At 67.5% G+C, this 26,359-nt stretch carries 21 protein-coding genes and 1 pseudogene; 10 read left to right on the top strand and 12 right to left on the bottom strand.

The window, feature by feature from the left end; all coding sequences use genetic code 11:
* Positions 1–41: 41 nt before the first annotated feature.
* Positions 42–1,313, top strand: a complete 1,272-nt coding sequence (glgC, locus tag TSO5_RS07165) for a glucose-1-phosphate adenylyltransferase (protein WP_109150954.1) — start codon at positions 42–44, stop codon at positions 1,311–1,313.
* Positions 1,314–1,512: 199 nt separating this feature from the next.
* Entirely contained in the window at positions 1,513–2,979 is a 1,467-nt protein-coding gene (gene glgA / locus TSO5_RS07160) for a glycogen synthase GlgA (protein WP_109150953.1), read from the top strand.
* Positions 2,980–3,011: 32 nt separating this feature from the next.
* Here glgA and TSO5_RS33260 read toward each other — a convergent pair whose 3' ends face one another.
* Positions 3,012–5,648 carry a pentapeptide repeat-containing protein gene (locus tag TSO5_RS33260; RefSeq protein ID WP_109150952.1) on the bottom strand — a complete coding sequence of 879 codons (2,637 nt, stop codon included), beginning with the start codon at positions 5,646–5,648 and terminating at the stop codon, positions 3,012–3,014.
* A 566-nt stretch (positions 5,649–6,214) separates the two neighbouring features.
* Here TSO5_RS33260 and lepA point away from each other — a divergent pair.
* Positions 6,215–8,017, top strand: a complete 1,803-nt coding sequence (gene lepA / locus TSO5_RS07150) for a translation elongation factor 4 (RefSeq protein WP_109150951.1) — start codon at positions 6,215–6,217, stop codon at positions 8,015–8,017.
* A gap of 54 nt (positions 8,018–8,071) precedes the next feature.
* On the opposite strand, the gene TSO5_RS07145 is transcribed toward lepA, so the two are convergent.
* The gene (locus TSO5_RS07145; protein WP_109150950.1) at positions 8,072–8,674 is read right to left on the bottom strand and encodes a hypothetical protein; all 603 of its coding nucleotides are present in this window, start codon (positions 8,672–8,674) and stop codon (positions 8,072–8,074) included.
* A gap of 241 nt (positions 8,675–8,915) precedes the next feature.
* On the opposite strand from TSO5_RS07145, the gene TSO5_RS07140 reads away from it, so the two are divergent.
* Positions 8,916–9,542: a hypothetical protein gene (locus TSO5_RS07140; RefSeq protein WP_109150949.1), complete on the top strand. Its 627-nt coding sequence runs from the start codon at positions 8,916–8,918 to the stop codon at positions 9,540–9,542.
* A gap of 68 nt (positions 9,543–9,610) precedes the next feature.
* Here the strand turns inward: TSO5_RS07140 and TSO5_RS07135 are convergent, their stop codons facing one another.
* Positions 9,611–10,696: an asparaginase gene (locus TSO5_RS07135; protein WP_109150948.1), complete on the bottom strand. Its 1,086-nt coding sequence runs from the start codon at positions 10,694–10,696 to the stop codon at positions 9,611–9,613.
* 51 nt (positions 10,697–10,747) lie between these two features.
* Positions 10,748–10,972, bottom strand: coding sequence for a hypothetical protein (locus tag TSO5_RS07130; RefSeq protein ID WP_109150947.1), 225 nt, complete (start codon positions 10,970–10,972; stop codon positions 10,748–10,750).
* A 159-nt stretch (positions 10,973–11,131) separates the two neighbouring features.
* Between TSO5_RS07130 and TSO5_RS07125 the strand changes: the two genes are divergently transcribed.
* The 3 genes from TSO5_RS07125 to TSO5_RS07115 are packed head-to-tail and all read left to right on the top strand — an operon-like array spanning position 11,132 to position 14,868.
* A complete protein-coding gene (locus TSO5_RS07125; RefSeq protein ID WP_109150946.1) occupies positions 11,132–12,073 on the top strand; it encodes a LysR substrate-binding domain-containing protein in 942 nt (313 codons plus the stop codon).
* Positions 12,070–13,038 (top strand): SH3 domain-containing protein, encoded by a 969-nt coding sequence (locus TSO5_RS07120; protein WP_109150945.1) that lies wholly within the window; start codon positions 12,070–12,072, stop codon positions 13,036–13,038. Before TSO5_RS07125 ends, TSO5_RS07120 begins: the two co-directional genes overlap by 4 nt.
* Positions 13,039–13,098: 60 nt before the next feature.
* A complete protein-coding gene (locus tag TSO5_RS07115; protein WP_109150944.1) occupies positions 13,099–14,868 on the top strand; it encodes a DUF3369 domain-containing protein in 1,770 nt (589 codons plus the stop codon).
* Between the two features lie 60 nt (positions 14,869–14,928).
* Here the strand turns inward: TSO5_RS07115 and TSO5_RS07110 are convergent, their stop codons facing one another.
* The 5 genes from TSO5_RS07110 to rpmI form a co-directional block, all read right to left on the bottom strand.
* Positions 14,929–15,342 (bottom strand): response regulator, encoded by a 414-nt coding sequence (locus tag TSO5_RS07110; RefSeq protein WP_109150943.1) that lies wholly within the window; start codon positions 15,340–15,342, stop codon positions 14,929–14,931.
* 370 nt (positions 15,343–15,712) lie between these two features.
* Entirely contained in the window at positions 15,713–18,124 is a 2,412-nt protein-coding gene (gene pheT / locus TSO5_RS07105) for a phenylalanine--tRNA ligase subunit beta (RefSeq protein WP_109150942.1), read from the bottom strand.
* Positions 18,125–18,136: 12 nt separating this feature from the next.
* Positions 18,137–19,204, bottom strand: coding sequence for a phenylalanine--tRNA ligase subunit alpha (pheS, locus tag TSO5_RS07100; protein ID WP_109150941.1), 1,068 nt, complete (start codon positions 19,202–19,204; stop codon positions 18,137–18,139).
* Positions 19,205–19,335: 131 nt separating this feature from the next.
* Positions 19,336–19,707: a 50S ribosomal protein L20 gene (gene rplT / locus TSO5_RS07095; RefSeq protein ID WP_012975157.1), complete on the bottom strand. Its 372-nt coding sequence runs from the start codon at positions 19,705–19,707 to the stop codon at positions 19,336–19,338.
* Between the two features lie 36 nt (positions 19,708–19,743).
* Positions 19,744–19,944 carry a 50S ribosomal protein L35 gene (gene rpmI / locus TSO5_RS07090; protein WP_012975158.1) on the bottom strand — a complete coding sequence of 67 codons (201 nt, stop codon included), beginning with the start codon at positions 19,942–19,944 and terminating at the stop codon, positions 19,744–19,746.
* 327 nt (positions 19,945–20,271) lie between these two features.
* On the opposite strand from rpmI, the gene TSO5_RS07085 reads away from it, so the two are divergent.
* Together TSO5_RS07085 and ubiB are read left to right on the top strand one after the other, a co-directional pair.
* Positions 20,272–21,090 carry a class I SAM-dependent methyltransferase gene (locus TSO5_RS07085; RefSeq protein WP_247870627.1) on the top strand — a complete coding sequence of 273 codons (819 nt, stop codon included), beginning with the start codon at positions 20,272–20,274 and terminating at the stop codon, positions 21,088–21,090.
* A gap of 6 nt (positions 21,091–21,096) precedes the next feature.
* On the top strand, positions 21,097–22,635 hold the full coding sequence (gene ubiB, locus TSO5_RS07080) for a 2-polyprenylphenol 6-hydroxylase (protein WP_109150939.1): 1,539 nt from the start codon (positions 21,097–21,099) through the stop codon (positions 22,633–22,635).
* 138 nt (positions 22,636–22,773) lie between these two features.
* Here the strand turns inward: ubiB and TSO5_RS07075 are convergent, their stop codons facing one another.
* Positions 22,774–23,700 carry a glyoxylate/hydroxypyruvate reductase A gene (locus TSO5_RS07075; RefSeq protein ID WP_109150938.1) on the bottom strand — a complete coding sequence of 309 codons (927 nt, stop codon included), beginning with the start codon at positions 23,698–23,700 and terminating at the stop codon, positions 22,774–22,776.
* Positions 23,701–23,780: 80 nt separating this feature from the next.
* Between TSO5_RS07075 and TSO5_RS07070 the strand changes: the two genes are divergently transcribed.
* Positions 23,781–24,440, top strand: a complete 660-nt coding sequence (locus TSO5_RS07070) for a pseudouridine synthase (RefSeq protein ID WP_146203705.1) — start codon at positions 23,781–23,783, stop codon at positions 24,438–24,440.
* Here the strand turns inward: TSO5_RS07070 and TSO5_RS07065 are convergent.
* Positions 24,382–26,202 (bottom strand): acyl-CoA dehydrogenase C-terminal domain-containing protein, encoded by a 1,821-nt coding sequence (locus TSO5_RS07065; RefSeq protein WP_109150937.1) that lies wholly within the window; start codon positions 26,200–26,202, stop codon positions 24,382–24,384. The two genes, TSO5_RS07070 and TSO5_RS07065, sit on opposite strands and share 59 nt — an antisense overlap.
* 37 nt (positions 26,203–26,239) lie before the next feature.
* Positions 26,240–26,359, bottom strand: a pseudogene (locus tag TSO5_RS07060) (electron transfer flavoprotein subunit alpha/FixB family protein); the annotation flags it as partial.

Here is a 26,359-nt window from a genome sequence, read left to right as displayed (position 1 = left end):
TCGCCCGCGGCCGCAAGAATAAGGCAAAGGGGGTAACGGCCATGCTCGACAAACGCGATCTGCGCCTCGCACCGCGACGTGCGGTGGCGCTGGTGCTGGCCGGGGGACGCGGAAGCCGTCTGAAGCAACTGACCGACCGGCGGGCCAAGCCGGCGACCTATTTCGGCGGCAAGTACCGCATCATCGACTTCGCACTGTCCAACTGCGTCAATTCCGGCTTCCGCCGCATCGGCGTGCTGACGCAGTACAAGTCGCACAGCCTTCTGCGCCATCTCCAGCGCGGCTGGAACGTCTTCCGCGGCGAGATGAACGAGTTCTGCGACCTGCTGCCGGCCCAGCAGCGCGTCAGCGAGACGGAGTGGTACCAGGGCACCGCCGACGCCGTATTCCAGAACCTGGACATCCTGCGCGACCACGAGCCGGAATATGTCCTGATCCTGGCCGGCGACCACATCTACAAGATGGATTACGGCGCGCTGCTGCTCGACCACATCGACCGCAAGGCCGACGTCACCGTCCCCTGCATCGCCGTTCCGCGCGAACAGGCGAGCGGCTTCGGCGTGATGCACATCGACGAGGACCGCCGCATCATCGACTTCGTGGAGAAGCCGGCCGATCCGCCGCCGATGCCCGGCCGCCCCGATCTGGCGCTGGCCAGCATGGGCATCTACGTCTTCAACGCCCAGTTCCTCTACGACCAGCTGGAGCGCGACGTCGCCACCCCCGGCTCCAGCCGCGATTTCGGCAAGGACATCATCCCGCATCTGGTGAAGACCGGTGCGCGGATCATCGCCCACGACTATGCCGACAGCGCCATCATCGACGCGCCCGACGACGCCCCCTACTGGCGCGACGTCGGCACCATCGACGCCTATTGGGAAGCCAACCTGGACCTCTGCCACGTCACGCCGCAGCTGAACCTGTACAACCGCGACTGGCCGATCTTCACCTATCAGGAACAGCTTCCGCCGGCGAAGTTCGTCTTCGACGACGAGAACCGCCGCGGCATGGCGGTGGACAGCCTGGTGTCCGGCGGCTGCATCATTTCCGGCTCCACCGTACGGCGGTCGCTGCTGTTCAGTTCGGTCCGCGTCAACTCCTACAGCGAGCTGCACGAGGCGGTGGTCCTGCCGGAATGCGACATCGGCCGCCATTGCCGTCTGAAGAAGGTGGTGATCGACCGCGGCGTCAGCATCCCCAACGGCCTCGTCGTCGGCGAGGATGCGGAGCTGGACGCCAAGCGCTTCCACCGCAGCGAGGGCGGCGTCGTCCTCATCACCCGCGAGATGATCGAGAAGCTGCCGAAGGAGTAGGAACCTCCTCCCCCTCCGACCGAAGCCGGCCCCTCACCCCCTCAGCCGTCATTCCCGCGAAGGCGGGAATCCAGCGCCCCCGAAGCCGATCTTCGGAACAGCCTGGATCCCCGCCTCCGCGGGGATGACGGCCGCGGGGATGACGGCAGTGTGAGCACTAACCCCGCCCTTCCCCGCCTTTCACCCGAGTGCCTTCCCGATGCGCGTCCTCTACGTCACGTCCGAATGCTACCCGATGGTCAAGACGGGGGGGCTGGCGGACGTGTCCGCCGCCCTGCCGCCGGCCCTGAACGCCGCCGGCGCCGATGTCCGCCTGCTGCTGCCGGGCTATCCCGCCGTTCTCAACAGCCTGCAGAACCTGCACGAGGTCGGCGACCTGATCACCGACCTGCCCGGCTGCGACCGCGCCCAGCTGTGCATCGGCCGCACCGCCGACGGGGTCCTCGCCTATGCGCTGAACGCGCCGTCGCTGTACGACCGTCCCGGCAACCCCTATCTCGGGCCGGACGGCAAGGATTGGGCCGACAACGCCCTGCGCTTCGCCGCGCTCGCCTGGGTCGCCGCAGGCTTCGCGGCGGAGGACTCCTACGATCCCTGGTGGCGGCCCGACATCCTGCACGGCCACGACTGGCAGGCCGGGCTGATCCCCGCCTATCTGGCCCTGCGCCCCGACCGCTTCGCCGGCCCCTTCCGGCCGGGCACCGTGCTGACCATCCACAACATCGCCTATCAGGGCGTCTTCGGCCCCTGGATGATGGGCGACATCGGCCTGCCGTCGTCCAGCTTCCGCATCGACGGCGTCGAGTATTACGGCAACATCAGTTTCCTGAAGGCGGGTTGCTTCTACGCCGACCGCCTGACCACGGTCAGCCCGACCTACGCCAACGAAATCCAGACGGCGGAGCACGGCACCGGCCTGCAGGGCCTGCTCGCCACCCGGTCCGACGTGCTGACCGGCATCCTGAACGGCGTCGATTACGCGGTGTGGGACCCGGCGACCGATCCCCATCTGCCCGCCCGCTACACCGCCGACGACCTCGGCGGCAAGGACGCCTGCAAGGCCGACCTGCAATCCGCCTTCGGCCTGGACCGCCGCCCCGACGCGCCCTTGGCCGCCGTGGTCAGCCGCCTGACCTGGCACAAGGGCCTCGATCTGGTGCTTGAGGCTGCCAGCCAATGGGTGTCCTGGGGCGGCCAGCTGGTGGTTCTCGGCAGCGGCGACGCCGACAGCGAAGCCGGCTTCCGCCACCTCGCCCAATGGCACCCGCAATCGGTCGGCGTCCGCGTCGGCTATGACGAGCCGCTGTCCCACCGCATCCAGGCCGGTTCCGACCTGTTCCTGGTCCCGTCCCGCTCGGAGCCCTGCGGCCTGACCCAGCTCTACGCCCTGAAATACGGCACCCTACCGCTGGTCCGCCGCACCGGCGGCCTCGCCGACACGGTGATCGACGCCAACCCGGCCGCCAGCGCCGACGGCAGCGCCACCGGCTTCCAGTTCGTCAACGCCACCGGCCAGGAACTGGTCTGGGCGCTCCGCCGCGCACTGACCGTCTACCGCAAGCCGGAGCGCTGGCACGCCATGCAACGCCGCGCCATGACGCGGGACTTCGGCTGGCACGGCCCGGCGGAGGAGTACATGGAGCTGTATCGGGGAGTAGCGAGATAGCGGATCATGATCGTTTTGCCTCCTGCTCTTGTTCATGGAGTTCGGGAATAGGCGGCAAGTTGCTTTGGTTCCAACTGTACTAATTCTAGGTCGACGTCACTCAGATTGGCGTCGCTCAGATCGGCGCGTGTCAGATCGGCGTCACTCAGGTTGGCGCGTGTCAGATTGGCGCGCGTCAGATTGGCGTCACTCAGGTTGGCGTGCGTCAGATTGGCGTCACTCAGATTGGCGCGCGTCAGATTGGCGTCACTCAGATTGGCGCCCATCAAGTTTGCGTTCATCAGGTCCGCGTCACTCAGATTAGCGCCCATCAGGTTCGCGCCTATCAGGTCCGCGCCCATCAAATCGGCACCCATTAGGTTGACGCCCCACATGTCAGCGCCCCACAGGTCGGCGCCTGTCAGGTCGAAGACGTGAAATGTGTCCCGAGCGACGGACCAGTCCGTCATAGGGCCGGCGAGGCGATGCAAGGTTGTGGGCAGAATCGCAGAGTCGATCCGGATGGAAGCAGGTTTTTCCTCCGAAACGCGGAACGCTGCCGCGACAGCACAAAGCATAGCGATCTCGGCGTTACGAACTAACCGTTCGCTAGCCCTAGAGCGCAACACACCGTCCGGCAATGGCATGCCTTTTTCCAGACACTCGACTAACAAGTTAGACAGGGTGTCCCGCCATTGGGTGGACTTCAGAGGGCCATGGACGGCTTCGGCAGCCACCTGCGCGGATAGAAAATCGTAGGTCGCACGGTCCATAGCCGCCGGACCACACAGTTCCATCCATTTCTTCAACGCAGCTTCGGTCGTATAGCGGTCTGAATGCTGGGGATTGGGCATGTCCGGCAGCATCCGGACCACCCGGCGGGCAACGAGGAACTGACCAAAGCTCTTGTGAGTAAATTCGACCAGCCGATGCTCCACCCCCTGGTGAGCGCGGCAGAAAAAGCTGTCGAGCAGCGTAGTAAGGGCCGCATCAGTGTTATTGGAAAGTAGCCTCAATTCGCCGGAGAGCCTATTATCGGCGAGCCGCTTTTCAACTGCATTCAAGGGTACAGCGCGGTCGGTACCTGCATGCCATGCCGCCACCGCGACCTCTTCCAGCATCTGTTCCAGCCGGTCACGAACTGGGTCGATAGCCTCTGTGCTCCCGTCCCCCTGCGGCCGCCGATGGATACGGTCGAGGACATGGCCGAACAAGCGGGTATAGAGGTCATGGACATCGCTGATAGTGGCAGCCCGTTCTGGCCCTTCTTCGGTCAGGATTTGCGCCAGTAGCCAGTTCAACAGTGGCTGCTCGGTCAGCGAGTCGATATGTGGGTCCTCGCGGTTCAGCGACTCGGGCATCCCGCCCACAGAATCGAAGCGCCTCCACCAGTCCGACCTCTGATCGAGATCAGCCAAATCCTGCGGCTCGTAGGCGTGACGGTCATACTCGGGGATGCGATAGCGCAGCACATGCAGACGGGCGTCATCGCTGCGGCCAATGGCCCCGGTGGCCACCGCGGCGCCAGCGGCGCCCGGCCGCCCAGCAAGCAGCAGCAGCACACGGGTGCCGTCACGGTTCCACTCCGACAGGCGCTGTCCAAGATCGGTGATGAACCCGTTCAGCAGCACCGTCGCCCCTTGGCCGGACTTGGCCAGCTCGTCCAACCCGTCCAGGATCATTACCAACGGTTCGCCAGCCGACGGAGGATCGAAAGGATCATGCCCAAGGTCCCCGGCCAGATAGCGGGCCAACTCCTCGAGCGAGCCTTTTGCGATGTTCAGACGGGTGAGTGGCACCAACAACACCCGCCGCTTTTCCGCCGCCAGCCGCGCGGCGAGTTTCATGCAAGCACTTGATTTGCCGGCGCCGGGTTCACCCGACAGCACGCGAATCCGCTCTGACGGGCCATGATCCGTCCGGGTCGCCCAGCTATACAGCGCTTCATCCAGCCAAACGAGGGTCCGTTTGCGTCGCTCTCCACTCGCCCGTTCCGGCGCCTCAGGATCGCCCACGGCGGCTCGCAGGGGGACGTAGAGGTCGTTCAGGGAGCAACGGATTTTCTCCGGGTTCAGCGCCCGCAACGGCGCATCCATCGCCTTGACCTGACGGTCGCGGTAAGCATTCCACTGCAACGACCGCTGCGCCGGCAGATCGAACGGCGTCGGCTCCAGCGCCGCCCGCAGCGCCTGATAATCCTTTTCCCGCTCCGCGTTCCGCCACTCCCCGGCCAGCGCAAGCGGCAGCGCGTCGGCGAAAGCGCGGCGGATCGGCGGCCGTTTGTCGTCGGGCACCGCGCAGGCCCGCATGAACCAGTCGAACAGGGTCAGCAGCCCCTCCAGGCCCGGCCAGCGCTCCGGATCGGTCAGGGCGATTTCGGTCAGTTCAAAGGTAATGTCGGCAGTGGCACCCAGGATCGCCACCTCGATCTCCCGCAGGTCGGCTTCCGCCGCCATCACCGGGGCATTGCGCACCTCCGCCTGGATGATGCGGATGGCAGCGGCATAGGCGGCGCGCTGAAGCAGCAGCTTCGCTCCCTCCTCTGCCGTGGGTGGGGTTTCCTGATCGGCTTTGAATGCGCCGGTGGCGTCGATCACACCTTTGATGGCACTGCCAAAATTCAGATCGGCCAGATCCACCGCCACCTTGCCGAACGCCCGCGCAAGGCTGGCCCGCTCAACCGCAACCATGATGCGCTCCTTATATCCGCGATATTGCCTGTCGCTACCCGCCAGTCTCAGTCGTGGGGAGCGATCCAGTCCCGCCCTGTGTCAGCAGCACGCCCTCGCCCAAATCAGCCAGCGTGGCGCCGTGCGGCGGCCGTTCGCCTCTTCATGGACGACGGCATCTGAATGGTTGAGGAAACGAACGCGCATAGCCGGACTCACCGTCTCTTTCCGTGTTTCCTACTGTCCCATTTCCACCATTTGGAGATCAAGATGGGCATATCGCCACGTCCGGCCTAAAGTTTCCGAAGGGCGGTCGCCCACCACCCGAAGCGTCGCACGCCACAGGATGGAACAGTGAACACACCCGCGAAAACCGTTCCAAACTGTTCCAAACGTTCCATTCACCGCCGACCTTCAGAGCGAACCGCGCCGGATGGAACACTGAACACCCCCCGTGAAAACGTTCCACGCTGTTCCAAACACCCCACCGCCCGGCCCGCCACGGCCACCCGCCCCACCACACCATCATTGCGCCCATCCCCCGTCCGCCCTATGTTCCCGGCAAACTCTCGCTTGTCCGGGCCCAGATGACTGACCTCTCGCACATCCGCAATTTCTCGATCATCGCCCACATCGATCATGGCAAGTCGACCCTTGCCGACCGGTTGATCCAGCAGTGCGGCGGCCTCGACGCGCGCGAGATGCGCGAACAGGTGCTCGACAGCATGGACATCGAGCGCGAGCGCGGCATCACCATCAAGGCCCAGACCGTCCGCCTGCTCTACAAGGCCGAGGACGGCAAGCAGTACACGCTGAACCTGATGGACACCCCCGGCCACGTCGACTTCGCCTATGAGGTCAGCCGGTCCTTGGCCGCCTGCGAGGGCTCGATCCTGGTGGTCGACGCCTCCCAGGGGGTGGAGGCGCAGACGCTCGCCAACGTCTATCAGGCGATCGACAACAACCACGAGATCATCCCGGTCCTCAACAAGATCGACCTGCCCGCCGCCGAGCCGGAACGGATCAAGCAGCAGATCGAGGACGTGATCGGGCTCGACGCCTCCGACGCGGTGGAGATCTCGGCCAAGTCCGGCCTCAACATCGGCGCGGTGCTGGAGGCGGTGGTCAAGCGCCTGCCGCCGCCCAAGGGCGATGCCGACGCGCCGCTGAAGGCGCTGCTGGTCGACAGCTGGTACGACCCCTATCTCGGCGTCGTCATTCTGGTGCGCGTGGTCGACGGCGTGCTGAAGGTCGGGCAGAAGGTGCGCTTCATGGCCGCCGGCTCCGCCCATGACGTCGACCGCGTCGGCGTCTTCACGCCGAAGGCGCTGCTGACCGGCGAGCTGCGGCCGGGCGAGATGGGCTTCATCACCGCCGCGATCAAGGACATCACCCAGACCAAGGTCGGCGACACCATCACCGACGAGCGCAAGCCGGCGACCGAGGCTCTGGCCGGCTTCAAGCCGTCCATCCCCGTGGTGTGGTGCGGCCTGTTCCCGGTCGACGCCGCCGATTTCGAGCGGCTGCGCGACAGCTTGGGCAAGCTGAAGCTGAACGACGCCAGCTTCCATTACGAGGCGGAGACGTCGGCGGCGCTGGGCTTCGGCTTCCGCTGCGGTTTCCTCGGCCTGCTGCATCTGGAGATCATCCAGGAGCGGCTGGAGCGCGAGTTCAACCTCGACCTCATCACCACCGCGCCGTCGGTGGTCTACAAGTTGACGATGACCGACGGGACGGTGCGGGACCTGCACAACCCGGCCGACATGCCCGATGTGATGCGGATCGACCACATCGACGAACCGTGGATCAAGGCGACGATCATGCTGCCCGACGAGTATCTCGGCGGCGTTCTCCAACTGTGCACCGAGCGGCGCGGCCAGCAGATCGAGCTGACCTACGCCGGCGCCCGCGCCATGCTGGTCTACCGCCTGCCGCTGAACGAGGTGGTGTTCGACTTCTACGACCGGCTGAAGTCGATCAGCCGCGGCTATGCCAGCTTCGACTACCAGATGGACAGCTATGAGGAAGGCGACCTCGTGAAGCTGTCGATCCTGGTGAATGCCGAGCCGGTGGACGCCCTGTCGATGATCGTCCACCGCAGCCAGTCCGAACGCCGCGGCCGTCAACTCTGCGAACGGCTGAAGGAGCTGATCCCGCGCCAGCTCTTCAAGATCGCCGTGCAGGCCGCCATCGGCGGCAAGATCATCGCCCGCGAGAGCATCAGCGCCATGCGCAAGGACGTGACCGCCAAGTGCTACGGCGGCGACATCAGCCGCAAGCGCAAGCTGCTGGACAAGCAGAAGGAAGGCAAGAAGCGCATGCGCCAATTCGGCCAGGTCGAAATCCCGCAGAGCGCCTTCATCGCGGCGCTCAAGATGGGCGACGAGTAAGGAAACGGAAAGGCGGGCTCAAGCCCGCCTTTTTTGTTTGACGGCAGCCGCCGCTCAGGGCGGGAAATCGCCCTCCTCCCAGACCGTGGCGTTGGTCCGCAGATACTGGCGGAGGTGCTTGGGATAGCTGTGCTTGGCGTCGAGGTTGATGAACAGCGGATTGGTCTGCCGCGTCTTCTGCGCCTCGTCGAGAAAGGCAAGCTGGTAGCAGAGGATCACGAATTCCGAACAGAAAACGTTCTTCACCGCCCCCTGATGTTCGGTGTGCGACAGCCGCTCCTTGTATTTCTGCAGCCGCCCGAAGGCGCCGGTGCCGAAGCCGGTGCTTCCCGCCCAGGCGAACACCGCCCTGGCCGTCCCGTAGGAGGAGGAGGCCTTGTGCAGCCTCAGCGCGGTGTCCTGTACCGTCTGGGCTTGGGCATCGCTCATCGCGCGCGGGCGAAACAGCCGCCCGGCCCCCATATTGATGACGTCGGACTTCTTGATGCCGTCGCGCGGCTGTTCGCTGCCAAAGCCGGTGGCATGGAGCACCATCCAGTCGGTCCGCACACCGCCGCTGTATCTGACCTTCTCGCCGATCACGATGGCGCAGTGCGACACCGTTCCATCGGCGATGATGATGTCGCCGGGACGATAGGCCGGGGAAAGGGACGCCATGACTGAAGCCTCGCGACTACCGATTCTGCGAGAAGGAGACTCTCAGAAATTAGTTCGTATTTAAAGCGAACTGTGGTTTCAGCCCTGCGACCGAACTGTCTATCTGATGACAGACCTGAGAAATAGCGGCTTACCGGCGAAACAAACCCACGGCTGAGGTGTCATCTCCTGCGAAGGGGGATCACATGCCGCCGCCGGCGGCCACGGTCTCCCCACATTCGGTTGAAGTCGGGAGGATGACATGCGCAAATTTCTCGCCGCCGCGGTTCCGGCCCTGATGCTGATGGCCGCCGCCGCGCCGGGCCATGCCCAGACCAGCGGGTCGGCTAGGTCCAATGCGGTCGCCAACGGCACGATGGACAGCGGCGCCCGCGACGTCCAGGCCAGCCGCGCCATGATCGGCAAGCGGGTGGTCCACCGCCATGGCGGGCCGGTCGCCGGCACCGTCCAGAATGTCACCACCGACGCCCAGGGCCAGACGATGGTCGAGCTGAAGCTCGCCAAGTCCGGCCAGACCGTCATGCTTCCCCCGGCCTCCTTCGAACGGCGGGGCAAGCAGATCATCGTCATGCAGGACGCCAGCGAACTGCAGCAGCTCGCCCAGTACAGCAACCAGGCCAACACCGGCTACGGCAGCTCGACGGGCGGGACCATGGGCGGCCAGATGGGCGGCTCCGCCGGCGGCATGGGCTCCGGCGCCATGAACCGTGGGTCGATGGACAGCGATTCGATGAACCGGGGCTCCATGGGCACCGGCACCATGAACCGCGGGTCGATGAACCAAGGCTCCATGAATCAAGGCACCATGGGCAACGGCACGATGAACCGCGGCACCATGTCGCCGAACCAGCCCGGCATGGGCCAGTAAGGCGCTGCCGGAGGCGGACGGCCCAAGCGGCCCCCGCCTCCGGACAGGCGCTTACCCCCCATTCCCTGTCAGTCGATCACCGTCAGTTCGCCCGCCTGCGGCACCGGCATCGCCGCCTTGACCGCGGCGGCGTCCAGACCGCCGGCCAGCAGGCAGACCAGCTTGGCGTAGCTGGCCTCCGGCGTCATGTCATAGGCACCGATCGCCCCGACAGCGCCCAGCCCCGTCGCATAGGCTCCCGGCAGCACCGCGCCGCGCTGCACCTGGGTGTTGTCCATCAGCACGACCCCGGCCGTCACCGCCGCCGACAGGGCGCCGAGGAAGTCCGGATCGGTCGGGCCGTTGCCCTCGCCGAAGGCCAGCAGCACCGCCCCCTTCGCCGCCGGGCTGGTGCCGGTCAGCATCGCCGACACCGTGCTCGCCCGGATGCCGGGATAGAGCCACAGCATGACGACGGAGAACCCCGCCAGCGCCGCCGGCAGGGCGTCCAGCGCCGCCAGCCGCTTGGCCCGGTTCTCCGGCTCGGCCAGTGAAACGCTCTTGTCCGGCATCGGCAGCCAATAGGGCTCGTTGCGGGCGATCACGCTGCCGACGCTGGCGAGCGGCGGGAAGTTCGGCGAATCGAAGCCGGCGAAGCGGTTGGCGTCGACCTTGGACGAGCGGTTGCCGCGCAGCAGCTTGGTGTCGAAATAGACGCAGACCTCCGGCACCGGCAGGGTTCCCGCCACCACGATGGCGCCGACCAGATTGGCCGGCGCGTCGCTCAGCGTGAAGGACAGCGGCACCTGCGACCCGCTGAACACAACCGGCTTCGACAGGCCGGGCAGCAGGAAGGACAGGGCCGACGCGCTGTAGGCCATGCTGTCGGTCCCGTGCAGGACGACGAAACCGTCATACTGGTCATAGACCGACAGCAGCCGCCGGGCGATGGCGACCCAGTCCGACGGCGTCATGTTGGAGCTGTCGAGCGTGCGGTCGAACCAGTCCATGGTCCAGCTCAGGTCCGGGTAATCCTGCACCCGATGGCCCGACAGGCCGGGCACCGCCAGCACCAGCTTCTCGAACTCCGCGCCCGGCACCGGGGCCAGCGCCCCGTCGGGATTGGTCACGCACCCGATGGTGCCCCCGGTATACAGCACATAGACCCGCGACATCGCCCGTTCCTCCCGGCTTTTTTGTCGGCGGCAGGATAGGCTGGCGCCCGCCTATTTCTCAAGCCGCAGCCGGTCGCGGACCGCCAGCGGCGAGCGCACCGACGACGGCGCCTGTTCCGCCATCAGGCGATGGCCGAACACCGGAAGGGCCGACGGCACCGGGTTGTAGGCGAGGCGGAAGCGCCGCGGCTCCGGCACCGACGGCGCAGGCATGACAGGCAACTCCATCCGGGCGGCCCCGAGAACCGCACCGGTCCAGGCGGCGAACAGCGACATAATCGGAAACTCCAAAGGAATTGGAAACCGACAATGGGGCGGGCGCCATTCCCTTGGAAACGAATAGGCATTATGCCGTCATCACGATTCGTAATGACCGCGCCGTTGCGGACGGCCGGGCGCTCTGCTTGAATAAGCGGCAACTTCCGGTTCCCCGCCATGCCCGCCAATCTCGATACCGACCTGCTGCGCGCCTTCGTCGCCGTCGCCGACAGCGCCAGCTTCACCCGTGCCGGCGAAAGGCTGGGCCGCACCCAGGCGGCGGTCAGCCAGCAGGTGCGCCGGTTGGAGGACACGGTGGGCAAGCGCGTGTTCGAACGCGACACCCACGGCGTGCGCATGACCCGCGACGGCGAGGTGCTGCTGGCCTATGCCCGGCGCATGCTGACCCTGAACGACGAGGTGCTGGCCCTGATGCACCGCAGCCCGACGGTGGCCAGCGTCCGCATCGGCACGCCCGACGATTACGCCACCATGCTGCTGCCGGAAATCCTGGCCCGCTTCAACGCCGCCTATCCCGAGGTGATGGTCGAGGTCATCTGCGACAACAGCCCCGATCTGGTGGCGGAGATCGACAAGGGCCGCTACGACCTCGCGCTGGTCACCCGCCATGCCGGCGAGGCCGGCGGCGAGCTGGTGCGGCAGGAGCCGGTGGCCTGGGTCGCCCCGCCGCTCGATCCCGTATCTCCTCCGGGACATCGCCCGGTGGAAAGCCTGGACCCTGTGCCGCTGGCGCTGTTCCCCAAGGGCTGCGTCGTGCGCGACCTCGCGGTCGCCGCGCTCGACGGCATCGGCCGCGACTGGCGCGTCGCCTTCACAAGCAAGAGCGTCGTCGCCGTCCATGGCGCGGTGATGGGCGGGCTGGGGGTGACGGCGATGGAATGCTGCACCGTCCCGCCCAGCCTGCGCCGCATCGGCACCGCGGAGGGATTTCCCGCCCTGCCGGACGTCGACATCGCCCTGCACCGCGCCCGCGGCACGGCGCCCAAGCCGGTGCGGCTGCTGGCCGACGCCATCCACGACCTCGTCGGCCATGACTTGCTCGGCCGCCGGGCACCGGGCCTCGCCCCACCGATGTCCGCGAAGGAAGTTGCCACATGAAAGCCGTGCCGACCCGCCGCCTGCTGCCGGCGCTCGCCGTCGCCCTCGCCTGTGTCGGGTTCATCGCCGCCGCCCCGCCGGCGCGGGCGCAGAGTCCGGTCGCCATCGGCGCCCCGCTGACCGGCGAGGTGGTGCTGAATCGCGACATCGAGGTGCGGATTGGCCCCAGCGAGGATGCGCGCATCGTCATGACGCTGAAGCAGGGCAAGGCGCTGAACGCGCTCGGCACCCCGCGCGGCACCTATTGGACGGAGGTCGCCATCGGCGGCCAGCCCATCGGCTATGTCCCCGCCGATTCGCTGGACCAGGCGCTGATGGTCACCGGCCGGCCGGCCATCGGCGGCGAGGGGCCGCGGGCGCACAAGCCCGCCGGGCCGGTGAAACCCGACTCCGGCAAGCCGGCGGCGGACGCTCCCCTGCCCCACCGCAGCGCTGCCGTCGTGCCGCGCGCGGCCTGGGACAAGGCGGCGCAGACCCCGGCGGAGGGCTATGTCGTCGCCGCCGGCCCGATCTCCGCCACCGAGATCCTGAGCAACCGCAAGCGGCGCCCCTTCACCCTGCGCCAGGGCGACGTGGTGGCACTGATCAGTGCGGCGAACGGCGAGGCGACGCTGGCCCTGCCCGCCGGCACCCGTGCGCTGGCGCCGGTCCAGGGGCTGGTCGGGGTGGTGGCGCCCTACCCGCTGCCGGGCATGCCGCCGGTGGAGCCGGGCATGCTCTACGGCATCAAGCTGGGCGAATATGTCAGCTACGCCGAGGGCCTGCGCGCCTGGAAGGAGTTCACCGCCGGACCGGGCAGCGCCTATCGTGATCTGCCGCCGATGGTCTGGCCGGTGTTCCGCAAGGGCCGCCTGCTGTACGAGGTCGGGGTGGCCCCCTTCACCCGGCTGCAGGTCGACACCGCCTGCGGCACGTTGGCGCAACGCGGACTCGATTGTACGGTGATCGAGCTGGATACGTTCTGATAGTTTGCAGCAATGGGCCGGCCACGCCCACCCTCATGACGCTTTCACGATCGAAGAGCCATGACCGACGCCGACCCGACTGGACCAGAGGACGAGGCCCGAACCGCTCCGGCACCGGAAAGCGGTGACGAGGATCTGGTGTTCCTCGACGATGCCGCCCCGGACAATACCGCCCCGGATGGGGACGGCAGCGCGGAGGAGCAGCCCGGCAGCCGCTGGACCATGCTGATCGTCGATGACGAGCCGGAGGTCCATGCGATCACCAAACTCGTCCTGTCCGACTTCGCCTACAAGGGGCGCAAGGCGCGCTTCCTGTCCGCCCATTCGGCGGCGGAGGCGCGGCGCATCCTGGCGCGGGAAAGCGATATCGCGCTGATCCTGCTCGACGTGGTGATGGAGACGGAGGACGCCGGCCTGCGGCTGGTCCACCACATCCGCGAGGAACTGCGCAACCGCAACGTCCGCATCATCCTGCGCACCGGCCAGCCGGGACAGGCGCCCGAACGGGCGGTGATCCTCGATTACGACATCAACGACTACAAGGCGAAGACCCAGCTGACCGCCCAGCAGCTGTTCACCACCACGGTCGCGGCCCTGCGCTCCTACGAGGACATCGTAACGATCGACGCCAACCGCCGCGGCCTGGAGAAGATCATCGAAGCGTCGTCGTCGCTGTTCCGCGCCCGCTCGATGAAGCTGTTCGCGGCGGGCGTGCTGACCCAGCTGTCCGGCCTGCTGGGGGTGGGGCCGGACGCCATCCTCTGCATGCAGCGCGGCGGTGCCGGCGCGGCCGGCTGCACCCCGTCGGGGCGCGCCCCATCGGGATATCCCGCCAGCCTCTATGTGCTGGCCGGGTCGGGCCGGTTCGAGGCGCTGATCAACGAGCCCGCCGCCGGCCATGTCGACCCGGCCGTGCTGGACGCGGTGACCGCCTGCCTGGAAAGACAGGCGCATGGCTATGCCGGCGACCATTGCACGCTCTACATCCGCACGCCGAACGACCGCGAGACTGTGGTTTATCTGCGCTCCAACCGGCCGCTGTCCGAACTCGACCGCAGGCTGATCGAGGTGTTCTGCGGCAAGATCTCCGTCGGTTTCGACAATTTGCACCATTACGAGCAGCTCTACCGCGCCCAGCAGGGCACGCTGGCGGCGCTGGCCGATCTGGCCGAACGCGGCCGCGGCACGCTGGGCACGGACGGCGCGGCGGCGGAGAAGACGGCCGATATGGCGGCCGAAATAATTGGGGACAGCCGCTTCAGCCGCTCGCTGCGCATCGCCGCGATCACCGAACGGATCGCCCGCCGTCTGCATGCCGACGGGCTGTTCCCCGAGTCGCTGGACGAATCGACGCTGGAGATCATCGGGCTCGCCGCCATCCTGCACGACATCGGCAATGCCGCGGTCGACCCGGGCATCCTGTCGAAGCCCGGTCCGCTCGATCCGACGGAACGCAGCGCCATGCAGACCCACACGGTGGCCGGCGCCGCCCTGCTGCACCAAGCCAGCCATCTGGCCGACGGTCCGACCCATCTGCATCTGGGGGCGGCGGTGGCGCGCTGGCATCACGAGAATTGGGACGGCACCGGCTATCCCGACGGCCGCACCGGTGCGGCGATCCCGCTGTGCGCCCGCATCGTCGCCGTCGCCGACGCCTATGACGCGATGACGCGCGACCGGCCCTATCGTCCGGCGCTGGACCGTGCTCACGCCGTGGAGGAAATCCGGCGGCTGGCCGGTCTGCGCTTCGATCCGGCGGTGGTCGATGCCTTCCTCGCCGTGCTGCCGGAGATCGACCGGCCCGGTTCCGGGGCAGGACCGGCGGCCTAACGACGGGCGGCCTGACGGGCGGGATGCCGCACCCCTAACCCCGCTCCCTTTTCCTTCGTCCTATCGGCTGCAAAGGGCCTCGACCGCCTCGCGCAGCGGCCCGACCTGCACCGGCTTCAGCAGCAGCTGGCAGCCCAGAAGTTCGGCCTCGTCGCGCCGTTCGGGCGTGCTGTCGCCGGTCAGGATGATCGCCGGGATCTGCTGCCCGGTCTCGGCACGGACGCGTTCCACCACCTCCCGCCCGGTACGGCCGGCCGGCAGGTAATGGTCGGCGATGATCAGGTTCGGCGCCCGGCCCAGACCGCCGAGCTGAGCCTCCAGCGCGGCGGCGCTCAGCGCCTTCACCACCTCGTACCCCCAGCCGTCCAACAGGATCGCCAGCCCCTCGACAATCGAGCGGTCATCGTCGACCACCAGGATCAGCGGCCTGATGGACTCCGGTTTGGTTGCCTGACTGCCTGTAGGATCAGCCATTGATTTCTCCCGGTCTGTCGCTTGCATCAAATTGGACATCGGGCATGCCAAGGCAATGCAAGCGCCGCCTGTGGCCTAACCGTGACATCGGACACATCATAGGCTTACCACGGGCAAACAATCCCAAGGCCCGATCTTCCCACAAAACATTGCACAGCCGTCTAACACTGAATTGCAACAATCGGCATCAGGATTTTCCCTTAGCGAATGCACTCAAGACTCTTCAATCAGCGATTCAGCATATGATTGGGCAATCGGCGGTTTGAAAAGACTCTTTCGCGACTCCTTCGGCGAGGACAAAAAAAGAGCCCCCGCCGAAACGGAGGCTCTTTTCTTGAACGGCAGAGACTTCAACCTTTGGGGGATAGTCTCAGGCGCGGAGATTTCCACCGGTCGCCTTGACCACCGCCGCGACGATTTTCTGGCCGACCGCTTCGATCGCCTCATCGGTCAGGGTTGCGCCGGTCGGCTGGTAGGTGACCGACACGGCGACCGACTTGCGCCCCTCGCCCACGCCCGGCCCCTCGTAGACGTCGAACACCGCGACATCCTTGACCAGCGCCTTGTCGGCGCCCTTCACAGCGCGGAGGATCTTGTCGGCCTCGACCTTGCGGTCGACGACGAAGGCGAAATCGCGCTCCACCGGCTGGAAGGCGGAGAGCTGGACCATCGGCTTGGCGGTGCCGCCCTTCTTCTTGGGCAGCGGCACGGCATCCAGCATCACCTCGAAGCCGACGACCGGACCCTTGACGCCCAGAGCCTCCAGCACCGACGGATGGATCTCGCCGAAGCGGGCCATCACGGTGGGGCCGAGTCGCAGCACGCCGGAGCGGCCGGGGTGGTACCAGCCCGGCGCATCGGAGGTGACCTGCAGATTGCCGGCGGGGGCGCCGACCGACTCCAGAACCGCCAGCGCGTCGGCCTTGGCGTCGAACACATCGACGCCGCGCGCCTTCTCCGCCCAATGGCGCGGCACCGCCGCCCCGGCGCGGATGCCGGCGGCGACGCTGTCCTGCCCGTCCGGCGCCGGGGTGCGGAAGGCCGCCCCGACCTCGAACAGGCGGACGTCGGCGAAGCCACGGTCGGCGTTGCGGCCGGCGGCCTGGATCAGGTTGGGCAGGATCGACGGACGCATGACGTCCAGGTCGCTGCTGATCGGGTTGACCAGCCGCAGGCCGGGCTGGCCGCCGCCGAACAGCTCGGCGACCGGACCGGACAGGAAGGACCAGGTCACCGCCTCCGACAGGCCGCGAGCGGCCAGCGTCCGCTTGGCCAGCGCAACCCGGCGCTGCTTCAGCGTCAGGGCCGGACGGGTCAGCACCGTCTCGCGCGGCAGCGGCGTCGCCGGGATGGCGTCGAAGCCGTGAACGCGCAGCACCTCCTCGACCAGATCGGCCTCGCCATGGACATCGGCGCGCCAGGACGGAATGCCGACGCGCAGCCGGCCATCCTCGTCCTCGCCTTCCACCGTGAAGCCCAGATCCATCAGGATCTGCACCTGACGGTCGCGCGGCAGCTCGACGCCGCCCAGCGCCGCGACTCGGCCGGCGCGCAGGGTCAGGCTGCGCTTCCAGTCCGGCTCGGCCCCGGCGACAACCAGCTCCGACGGCTCGCCGCCGCACAGCTCCAGGATCAGGCGGGTGGCGCGTTCCATGCCGGCAAACACCGCGGCCGGATCGACACCGCGCTCGAAGCGATAGCGCGCATCGGAGTCGATGCCCAGCCGGCGGCCGGTCTGCGCCGTGCGCACCGGGTCGAACAGCGCGGCCTCGACGAAGACGTTGACGGTCTGCTCGGTGCAGCCGGTCGGCTCGCCGCCGACGATGCCGGCCAGAGCCTCCGCCCGCTCGTCGTCGGCCACCACGGTCATGGCGCCGTCCAGCGCGTACTCCTTGCCGTTCAGCGCCGTTAGCGTCTCGCCCTCGCGACCCAGGCGGACGGTGATGTTGCCCTTCACCGTGTCGGCGTCGAAGACGTGCAGCGGTCGGGCGGCGTCGAAGGTCAGGTAATTGGTGATGTCGACCAGCGCCGAGATCGGGCGCAGGCCGATCGACACCAGCTTGTCCTGCAGCCACTTCGGCGACGGGCCGTTCTTCACACCGCGGATATAGCGGCCGACGAACAGCGGGCAGGCCTCGGGCGCGGCGATGCTGACGCCGATCGGGTTGGCGAAGCGGCCCTCCACCGGCGTGGTGTCCAGATGCCCGGCGGTCAGCGGCTTCAGCGTGCCCATGCCGGCGGCGGCGAGGTCGCGGGCGATGCCGCGCACGCCGGCGCAGTCGGCGCGGTCGGGCGTCAGGTTGATGTCGATGACCGGATCGTTCAGCCCGGCATAGTCGGCGAAGCCGGCGCCGACAGGGGCGTCGTCCGGCAGCTCGATGATGCCCTCATGCTCGTCGGACAGCTTCAGCTCGCGCTTGGAGCACATCATGCCGTTCGACTCGACGCCGCGGATGACGCCCTTCTTCAGCGTGATGTCGGAACCCGGGACATAGGTCCCCTCCGGCGCGAAGACGCCCTTCATGCCGGCGCGCGCGTTGGGGGCGCCGCAGACGACCTGCAGGGTGCCGGCGCCGGTATCGACCATCAGCACGCGCAGCTTGTCGGCGTCCGGATGCTTCTCGGCCGAGACGACATGGGCGACGCGGAAGGGCGCCAGCTCCTTCGACCGGTCATGGACGCCTTCCACCTCCAGCCCGAGGGCGGTCAGCTTTTCCGTGATCTGGTCGAGCGAGGCGTCGGTCTCCAGATGGTCCTTCAGCCAGGACAGCGTGAACTTCATGGGTCCGGCTCCTTAGCGCGTCAGTCCATGGGCGATGTTGGGAATGTCGAGCGGGACGAAGCCGTAATGCTTCAGCCAGCGCAGGTCGGCTTCGAAGAAGGTGCGCAGGTCGGGGATGCCGTATTTCAGCATCGCCACGCGCTCCACCCCCATGCCGAAGGCGAAGCCCTGGTAGCGGGTGCTGTCGATGCCGCAGGCTTCCAGCACGTTCGGGTGGACCATGCCGCAGCCGAGGATCTCCAGCCAGTCGCCGTAATTGCCCAGCTTCAGCTCGCCGCCCTTGCGCGAGCAGCCGATATCGACCTCCGCCGACGGTTCGGTGAAGGGGAAGAAGCTGGGGCGGAAGCGCAGCGGCAGATCGTCCACGTCGAAGAAGGCGCGGCAGAACTCCACGAGGCAGCCCTTCAGGTGCCCCATGTTGGTCGCCTCGTCGATGACCAGCCCCTCGATCTGGTGGAACATCGGGGTGTGGGTCATGTCGTAGTCGGAGCGGTAGGTCCGCCCCGGCGCGATGATGCGGATCGGCGGCTTGTTGTTCAGCATGGTGCGGACCTGCACCGGGCTGGTGTGGGTGCGCAGCAGCATCTTCTTCTCATCCGCATCGGGCAGATAGAAGGTGTCGTGCATGTCGCGCGCCGGGTGGCCGGGCGGGAAGTTCAGGGCGGTGAAGTTGTGGAAATCGTCCTCGATGTCCGGCCCTTCGGCGACCGAGAATCCCATCTCGGCGAAGATGGCGATCATCTCGTCCATCGTCTGGCTGATCGGGTGGATGCGCCCCTCGGTCTCGGGCCGGACCGGCAGGGTCACGTCGACCCGTTCGGCCTCCAGCCGCGCCTTCAGGTGGGCGGCGGCGAGGTCGGCCTTGCGCGCGTCGATGGCGGCGGCGATCTCGTCCTTCAGCGCGTTCAGCGCCTGACCGCGCTCCTTGCGCTCGTCGGGGGTGAGGTTCCCCAGCTCCTTCATGAAGCCGGTGATGCGCCCCTTCTTGCCGAGCGCGGAGACCCGCACCTCGTCCAGCGCCGAAAGATCGGCGGCGGCGTTGACCTGCGACAGAAGTTCGTCTTTCAGCGCGTCGAGCATGGCGGTTCCCGGCAAGCGTGGGGAAAAATCGGTGCAAACAGAAAAAGGGAGCCGGCCCAGCGGCCCGGCTCCCTTCTCTTACAACTGACGCCGTGACGGCAAGCGTTCCCTAGGACGGGAAGCGCTGGGCGTTACGCGGCGGCCTTGGAGGCGAGCGCGGCCTGGGCCTTGTCCACCAGGGTCTTAAAGGCCTCCGGCTCGCGCGCAGCCAGATCGGACAGGACCTTGCGGTCGATCTCGATGCCGGCCAGCTTGATGCCGTTGATGAAGCGCGAATAGGTCAGGCCGTACTGACGGACACCGGCGTTGATGCGCTGGATCCACAGGCCGCGGAAATCGCGCTTCTTATTGCGACGGTCGCGGTAGGCGTAACGAAGCGCCTTTTCGACCTTCTCGATCGCAATACGGAAATTCTTGGAGTTGCGACCCCGGTAGCCCTTGGCGAGCTTCAGGATCTTGCGGTGACGGGCGTGCGTCGTGACGCCGCGCTTAACACGAGCCATGGTTCAGGTCCTTCCGAATTCTACAATGTGCCGAGATCAGGCGTTGCGCAGCCAGTTCTTCAGCACCGTGCGGGCGTTGGAGTCGCACAGGGTCATCATGCCGCGCGCGTTGCGCTTCATGTTCGGGGACTTCTGTTCCAGGCAGTGGCGCTTGTAGGCGGCCTGAGCGCGGACCTTACCCGTGGCGGTCACCTTGAAGCGCTTCTTGGCGCCGCTCTTCGTCTTCAGCTTGGGCATTTTCGTTTCCTAGAGGGAAATGAGGCGGAATTCCATCGGACGGTTGGGCATGCCCTGAGCCATACGGCCCAGCCTCGCCGCCCGTGGAAGGATGGGCTTATACGCGCGGGGACGGCGGGATGCAAGGGGGATGTGGCGGAAAGGCTTTCTGCAACGCCCTGGACCCGAGGCTCCTCTTCGGCCGTCATTCCCACGAAGGCGGGAATCCAGTCGTTCCATCGTCCGCCTCCCCCGGCCCGTCCCCCGCCCTACGCCATTCGCCGCAGCGTCTTCCGCATCGCACGCCCCCGCTGGCGCATGGCCCCTGTGCGCGCTATCTTCCCGGCCATGAGCGACCGCACCCCCCCATCCTCCGCCGATCCGCAAAAGCCCGCGTCCGGTGCCACCCCCTCCAGTGCCCCCACATCCGGTGCCGAAGGCAACTGGTTCGGCTTCACCCCCGTCGATCCGTCCGCCAAGTCCGGGCTGGTCCGCGCCGTCTTTGACAGCGTGGCGACCAACTACGACCTGATGAACGACCTGATGTCGGGCGGCATCCATCGGCTGTGGAAGGACACGCTGATGGAGTTGGTGGCGCCCAAGCCGGACATGACCCTGCTGGACGTGGCGGGCGGCACCGGCGACATCGCCTTCCGCTTCCTGAAGAAGGGCGGCGGGGCGGCGGTGGTCTGCGACATCACCGAGGCGATGGTCCGGGTCGGCCGCGACCGCGCCATCGACCGAAACATCCTGTCCGGCGTGCAATGGACGGTCGGCGACGCGGAAAGGCTGCCCATCGCCTCGCGCTCGGTCGACGCCTACACCATCGCCTTCGGCCTGCGCAACGTCACCCGCATCGACGAGGCGATCAAGGAGGCCCACCGCGTCCTGAAGCCGGGCGGCAAGTTCTATTGCCTGGAATTCAGCCACGTCGTCCTGCCGGTGCTGCGCGAGCTGTACGACGTCTATTCCTTCCAGGTGCTGCCCTTCATGGGCCGCGTGGTGGCGAAGGACGAGGCGAGCTATCGCTATCTGGCCGAGAGCATCCGCCGCTTCCCGCAGCAGGCCGATCTGGCCAAACGGATCGAGGCGGCCGGATTCGGCGCCGTGCGTGTGCGCAACCTGTCGGGCGGGATCGCCGCCATCCATTCCGGCTGGCGGATCTAAGCTCCCGTGTTCCGCATCCTGCGCAACCTGATCCGGATGGCCGTGATCGGCCGGACGGTCGCCCGTCACGACGCCCTGCCCACCAGCCTGCTCGGCACCGCCCCCGGCCTGCTCTGGCTGTGGCGCCGAGTCGCCCGCAAAGGCGTGCCCGGCCGCGAGGGCGAGCGGCTGGCCCGCGCGTTGGCCGAACTCGGCCCCACCTACATCAAGCTGGGACAGCTGCTCTCCACCCGCTCCGATCTGGTCGGCGAGCGGATGGCCGTCGATCTGGCCGAGTTGCAGGACAAGCTGCCGCCCTTCCCCGCCCATCAGGCCCGCGCCATCATCGAGGCGGAGTTCGGCCAGCCGGTCCATGCCCTGTTCCAGAGCTTCGACGACAAGCCGGTCGCCGCCGCCTCCATCGCCCAGGTGCATTTCGCCGTCACCGCCGACGGGCAGGAGGTGGCGGTCAAGGTGCTGCGCCCGGGGATCGAGCAGGCCTTCGAACGCGACATCGACCTGTTCTACCGGCTGGCGAACCTTGCCGAATGGGTGCTGCCCCGGCTGAAGCGGCTGCGGCTGGTCGAGGTGGTCGACACCTTCGCCCGCACCTCCCGCCTGGAGATGGACCTGCGGATGGAGGCTGCCGCCGCGTCGGAGCTGGCGTCGAACTTCAAGGACGATGAAACCTTCAACGTGCCGAAGGTCGATTGGGAGCGCACCGGCGGCCGGGTGCTGACGCTGGAACGAATCCGCGGCTTCAAGGTTGACGAGCCGGCCCGCATCTCCGCCGCCGGTTTCGACCGCGACGAGATCCTGGCGATGGCCTCGGCCAGCTTCTTCAACCAGGTCTTCCGCGACGGCTTCTTCCATGCCGACCTGCATCCCGGCAACCTGTTCATCAACGAACAGGGCACCATCACCGCCGTCGATTTCGGCATCATGGGCCGGCTGGACCGCGAGACGCGCTATTACCTCGCCGACATGCTGATCGGCTTCCTGACCGGCGACTACCGCCGGGTCGCCATCGTGCATTTCGAGGCCGGCTACGTCCCGCGCCACCAGTCGATCGAGATCTTCACCCAGGCCTGCCGCGCCATCGGCGAGCCCTTGCAGAACAAGCCGCTGGCCGACATCTCGGTCGGCCGGCTGCTGGCCCAGCTGTTCGCCGTCACCGAACAGTTCGAGATGGAAACCCAGCCGCAGTTGCTTCTCCTCCAGAAAAGCATGCTGACGGCCGAGGGCGTCGGCCGTCTGCTGAACCCCAACATCAACATGTGGGAACTGGCCCGGCCGCTGATCGAAGAATGGATGCGCGAGAATCGCGGGCCGGAGGCGCAGTTCATCAACGATGCCGGCGCCATCCTGTCCACCGTCCGCCGCATCCCCGCCCTGGTCAGCGAGGCCGAGCGGGTGACCCGCGACATGGCGGAGGGTGGGGTGCGCCTGCACCCGCAGACCGTCCGCCAGATGCTGAACGGCTGGGAAACCCGCCGCCGCTCGGACCGCATCGCCCTGTGGGTGATCGCGGCCCTGCTGGCGGTGATCGCGGTGCAGATGCTGTAAGGGCCACGACTGCGCTGAAACGTTCGTCGACCGTCATTCCCGCGCAGGCGGGAATCCAGACTTTCCAAGCGTTTGAGCCGGAAGCCTGGATCCCCGCCTTCGCGGGGATGACGGCCGAGGAAAGTCCTTTTTGCCAGCTCAGTACCCCCGGCTGCGGTCCACCAGATTGGGCAGCGGCCGGCCGTCGTGCAGGGCCTTCACCGCGTCAGCCACCTGCACGGCGCAGCGCGACGGGTGGGTGATCCCGGCGACATGGGGGGTGATGCGGACCTGCGGATGGCGCCAGAGCGGATGGTCGGCCGGCAGCGGCTCCGTCGCGAAGACGTCCAGGCTGGCGCCATGCAGATGCCCGCTCTCCAGCGCGTCGAGCAGGTCCGACTCGACCAGATGCCCGCCGCGGGCGGCGTTGATGACCACCGCACCCTTGGGCAAGGCGGCGAACAGCGACGCATCCATGATGCCGCGGGTCTCGTCGGTCAACGGCAGCAGGCAAACGAGGAAATCGCACTGCGGCAGCATCGCCGCCAGCCCGTCGGGACCGGAGAAGCTCTCCACCCCCTCGATGCTCTTCGGGCTGCGGCTCCAGCCCATCAGGCGGTAGTCCAGGGTCTGCAACGTGCGGGCCGACGCCGCCCCCAGCTCTCCCAGCCCCAGGAAGCCGACGGTCACCTCGGAGGCCGGGCGATGGTCCCTCTGCTCCCACCGCGCCTCGGCCTGGAGGGCGGCATAGCCATCCATCAGCCGGTGCCAATACAGCACTTGGAAGGCCACATAGCCGGCCATGTCGACCGTCAGCCCGTCCGCCACCATGCGGACCAGCGGCACGTCGGGCAGGGTCGGATCCTGCAGGATCGGCTCCACCCCGGCGCCCAGCGAGACGATCAGCTTCAGGTTGGGCAGCGTCGCCAGCATGCCGGCCGGCGGCTTCCACACCACCGCCACCTCGATGTCGGCGGCGTCGCCGGTCTCGGGCCAGACGCGCATCTCCACGCCGGGAAGATGGCGGGCGATTTCGCGGCGCCAATCCTCGGCGCTGTCGCTGGCGGAGCAGAACAGAAGCGTCACGGCCGAACCCCTGCTATCAAGAGATCATGTTGGGGTGCGAACGATAGCGCCTTTCCTGAACCGCGCAAGGAAGCAAGCCCGTGCCGCGCCTGATCCTGCTGAACAAGCCCTATGGCGTGCTGCCGCAATTCACCGACGACCAGGGCCGCCCGACCCTGGCGGAGTTGGTGCCGGTGAAGGGCGTCTATGCCGCCGGCCGGCTCGACCGCGACAGCGAGGGGCTGCTGGCGCTGAGCGACGACGGCCCGCTGATCGCCCGCATCGCCTCGCCCACCAACAAGATGCCGAAGACCTATTGGGTGCAGGTGGAGGGTATCCCGACCGACGAGGCGCTGGAAGCTCTGCGCCGCGGCGTCACGCTGAAGGACGGCCCCACCCTGCCGGCCGAGGTGCGGCGGATGGAGGAGCCGGAGTCGCTGTGGCCGCGCGACCCGCCGGTGCGCTACCGCGCCGCCATCCCCACCAGTTGGATCGCGCTGACCTTGCGTGAGGGACGCAACCGGCAGGTCCGCCGCATGACCGCGGCGGTCGGCTTCCCCACCCTGCGGCTGATCCGCTGGTCGATCGGCGATTGGACATTGGAGGGGCTGGCGCCGGGGCAGTGGCGGGAGGTCCCCCAACCGCCCGCGACACCCACCAAGGGGCCAAAGACCCCGGCACCAACCGGTAAGCGCGACTCCGTCAAGCCGCGCCGAACAGCTGCTCCTCGCTCAGCGCCATCACGCTCGCGGAGCCGTTGACCACGGTCGCCCGCAGCGCCGCCGCCTTCGGCAGCACATGGGTGGCGAAGAAGCGGGCGGTCAGCGGCTTGGCCGACAGGAAGGCGGTGTCGGTATCGCCCGCCGCCAGCCGCTCCGCCGCCACCTTGGCGGCGCGGGCCAGCTGCCAGCCGCCGGCGACCACCCCCATCAGCTCCAGCAGAGTCACCGACGCGGCGGCGGGCAGGCGCGGGTCCTGCTTCGCCACGCTCAGCACCCAGGCCACCGCCTGCTTGGCCTCATGTGCCGCAGCGACCAGTTCGGCACCGGTGACCCGCAACGCTTCGTCCGCATGGCCGGACAGCTCGCCGCCCAGCGCCGCGATCTCGTCGAGCAGCCCGTTGGCGGTCGCCCCGCCGTCGCGCAGGATCTTACGGTTGATCAGGTCATTCGCCTGGATGGCGGTCGTGCCCTCGTAGATCGTGGTGATACGGGCGTCGCGCAGATGCTGGGCGGCCCCGGTCTCCTCGATGAAGCCCATGCCGCCATGGATCTGCACACCGTCCGACGCCAGTTGCTGGCCGGTCTCGGTGCACCAGCCCTTGGCGATGGGGGTCAGCAGGTCGACCAGCAGGGCGGCCCGGCCGCGGGCGGCCACGTCGTCATGGTGATGCGCCACGTCCACCGCGGCGGCGGCGGTGTAGAGGATGCCGCGCATCGCCTCGATCCGCGCCTTCATGCCCATCAGCAGGCGGCGGACGTCGGGATGGTTGACGATGCCCTTCGACTGGCCCTCGGTCCAGCCCAGCGGCTTGCCCTGCACGCGGTCGCGGGCATAGGCCAAGGCCTGCTGATAGGCGCGCTCGGCGATCGACAGGCCCTGCATGGCGACGTTCAGCCGGGCATGGTTCATCATGGCGAACATGTATTCCAGGCCGCGGTTCGGCTCGCCCACCAGGAAGCCGGTCGCCCCACCCTCGTCGCCGAAGGACAGCACGGCGGTCGGGCTGCCGTGGATGCCCAGCTTGTGCTCCAGCGACACGCATTTCACCTGATTGCGGGCGCCCAGGCTGCCGTCGGCGTTGACCAGGAATTTCGGTACGACGAACAGGCTGATGCCCTTCACGCCCGGAGGCGCGTCGGGCAGGCGGGCCAGCACCAGATGGACGATGTTCTCCGTCAGGTCATGGTCACCGTAGGTGATGAAGATCTTCTGCCCGCTGACCAAGTAATGGTCGCCGTTCGGCACCGCGCGCGACCGCGTGGCGGCAAGGTCGCTGCCCGCCTGCGGCTCGGTGATGTTCATGGTGCCGGTCCACTCGCCCGAGATCATCTTGGGCAAATAGATGTCCTTCAGCGCGTCCGACCCATAGAGCTGCACCGCGTTCACCGCCCCCTGCGTCAGCATCGGGCAGAGCGCGAAGGCCATGTTGGCGGAATGCCACATCTCCTGCACCGCGGTGTTCAGCAGGTTGGGCAGCCCCATGCCGCCGCGCGTCGGATCGAAGGGCAGCCCGTTCCAGCCGCCCTCCACCAGCGCCTGCCACGCTTCCCCCCAGCCCTCCGCCGTGCGGGCGATGCCGTCGGCGCCGAGCTTGGCACCCTGGACGTCGCCGATGCGGTTCAGCGGAGCCAGGACATTCTCGGCGATCTTCGCCGCCTCGCCCAGGATGCTGTCCACCATGTCGGGGCTGGCATCCTCGAAGCCTGGCAGAGCCGCGACGTCGGCCATGCCGGCGAGGTGGTCGAGGACGAAGCGGATCTCTTTCAGCGGCGGGGTGTAGGGGATCGCGGCGGCGGTCATGGGGGACCTCTTCGGGTAACGGAGGAAATGAACGGGATCAGACGGCCTGCTGCAGCTCCGGCAGCACCTTGAACAGATCGGCGACAAGGCCGTAGTCGGCGACCTGGAAGATCGGCGCCTCCTCGTCCTTGTTGATGGCGACGATCACCTTGCTGTC

Source organism: Azospirillum sp. TSO5, from assembly GCF_003116065.1.
In the GTDB taxonomy this organism is placed as follows: domain Bacteria; phylum Pseudomonadota; class Alphaproteobacteria; order Azospirillales; family Azospirillaceae; genus Azospirillum.
This window is presented reverse-complemented; position numbering and strand designations above follow the sequence as displayed.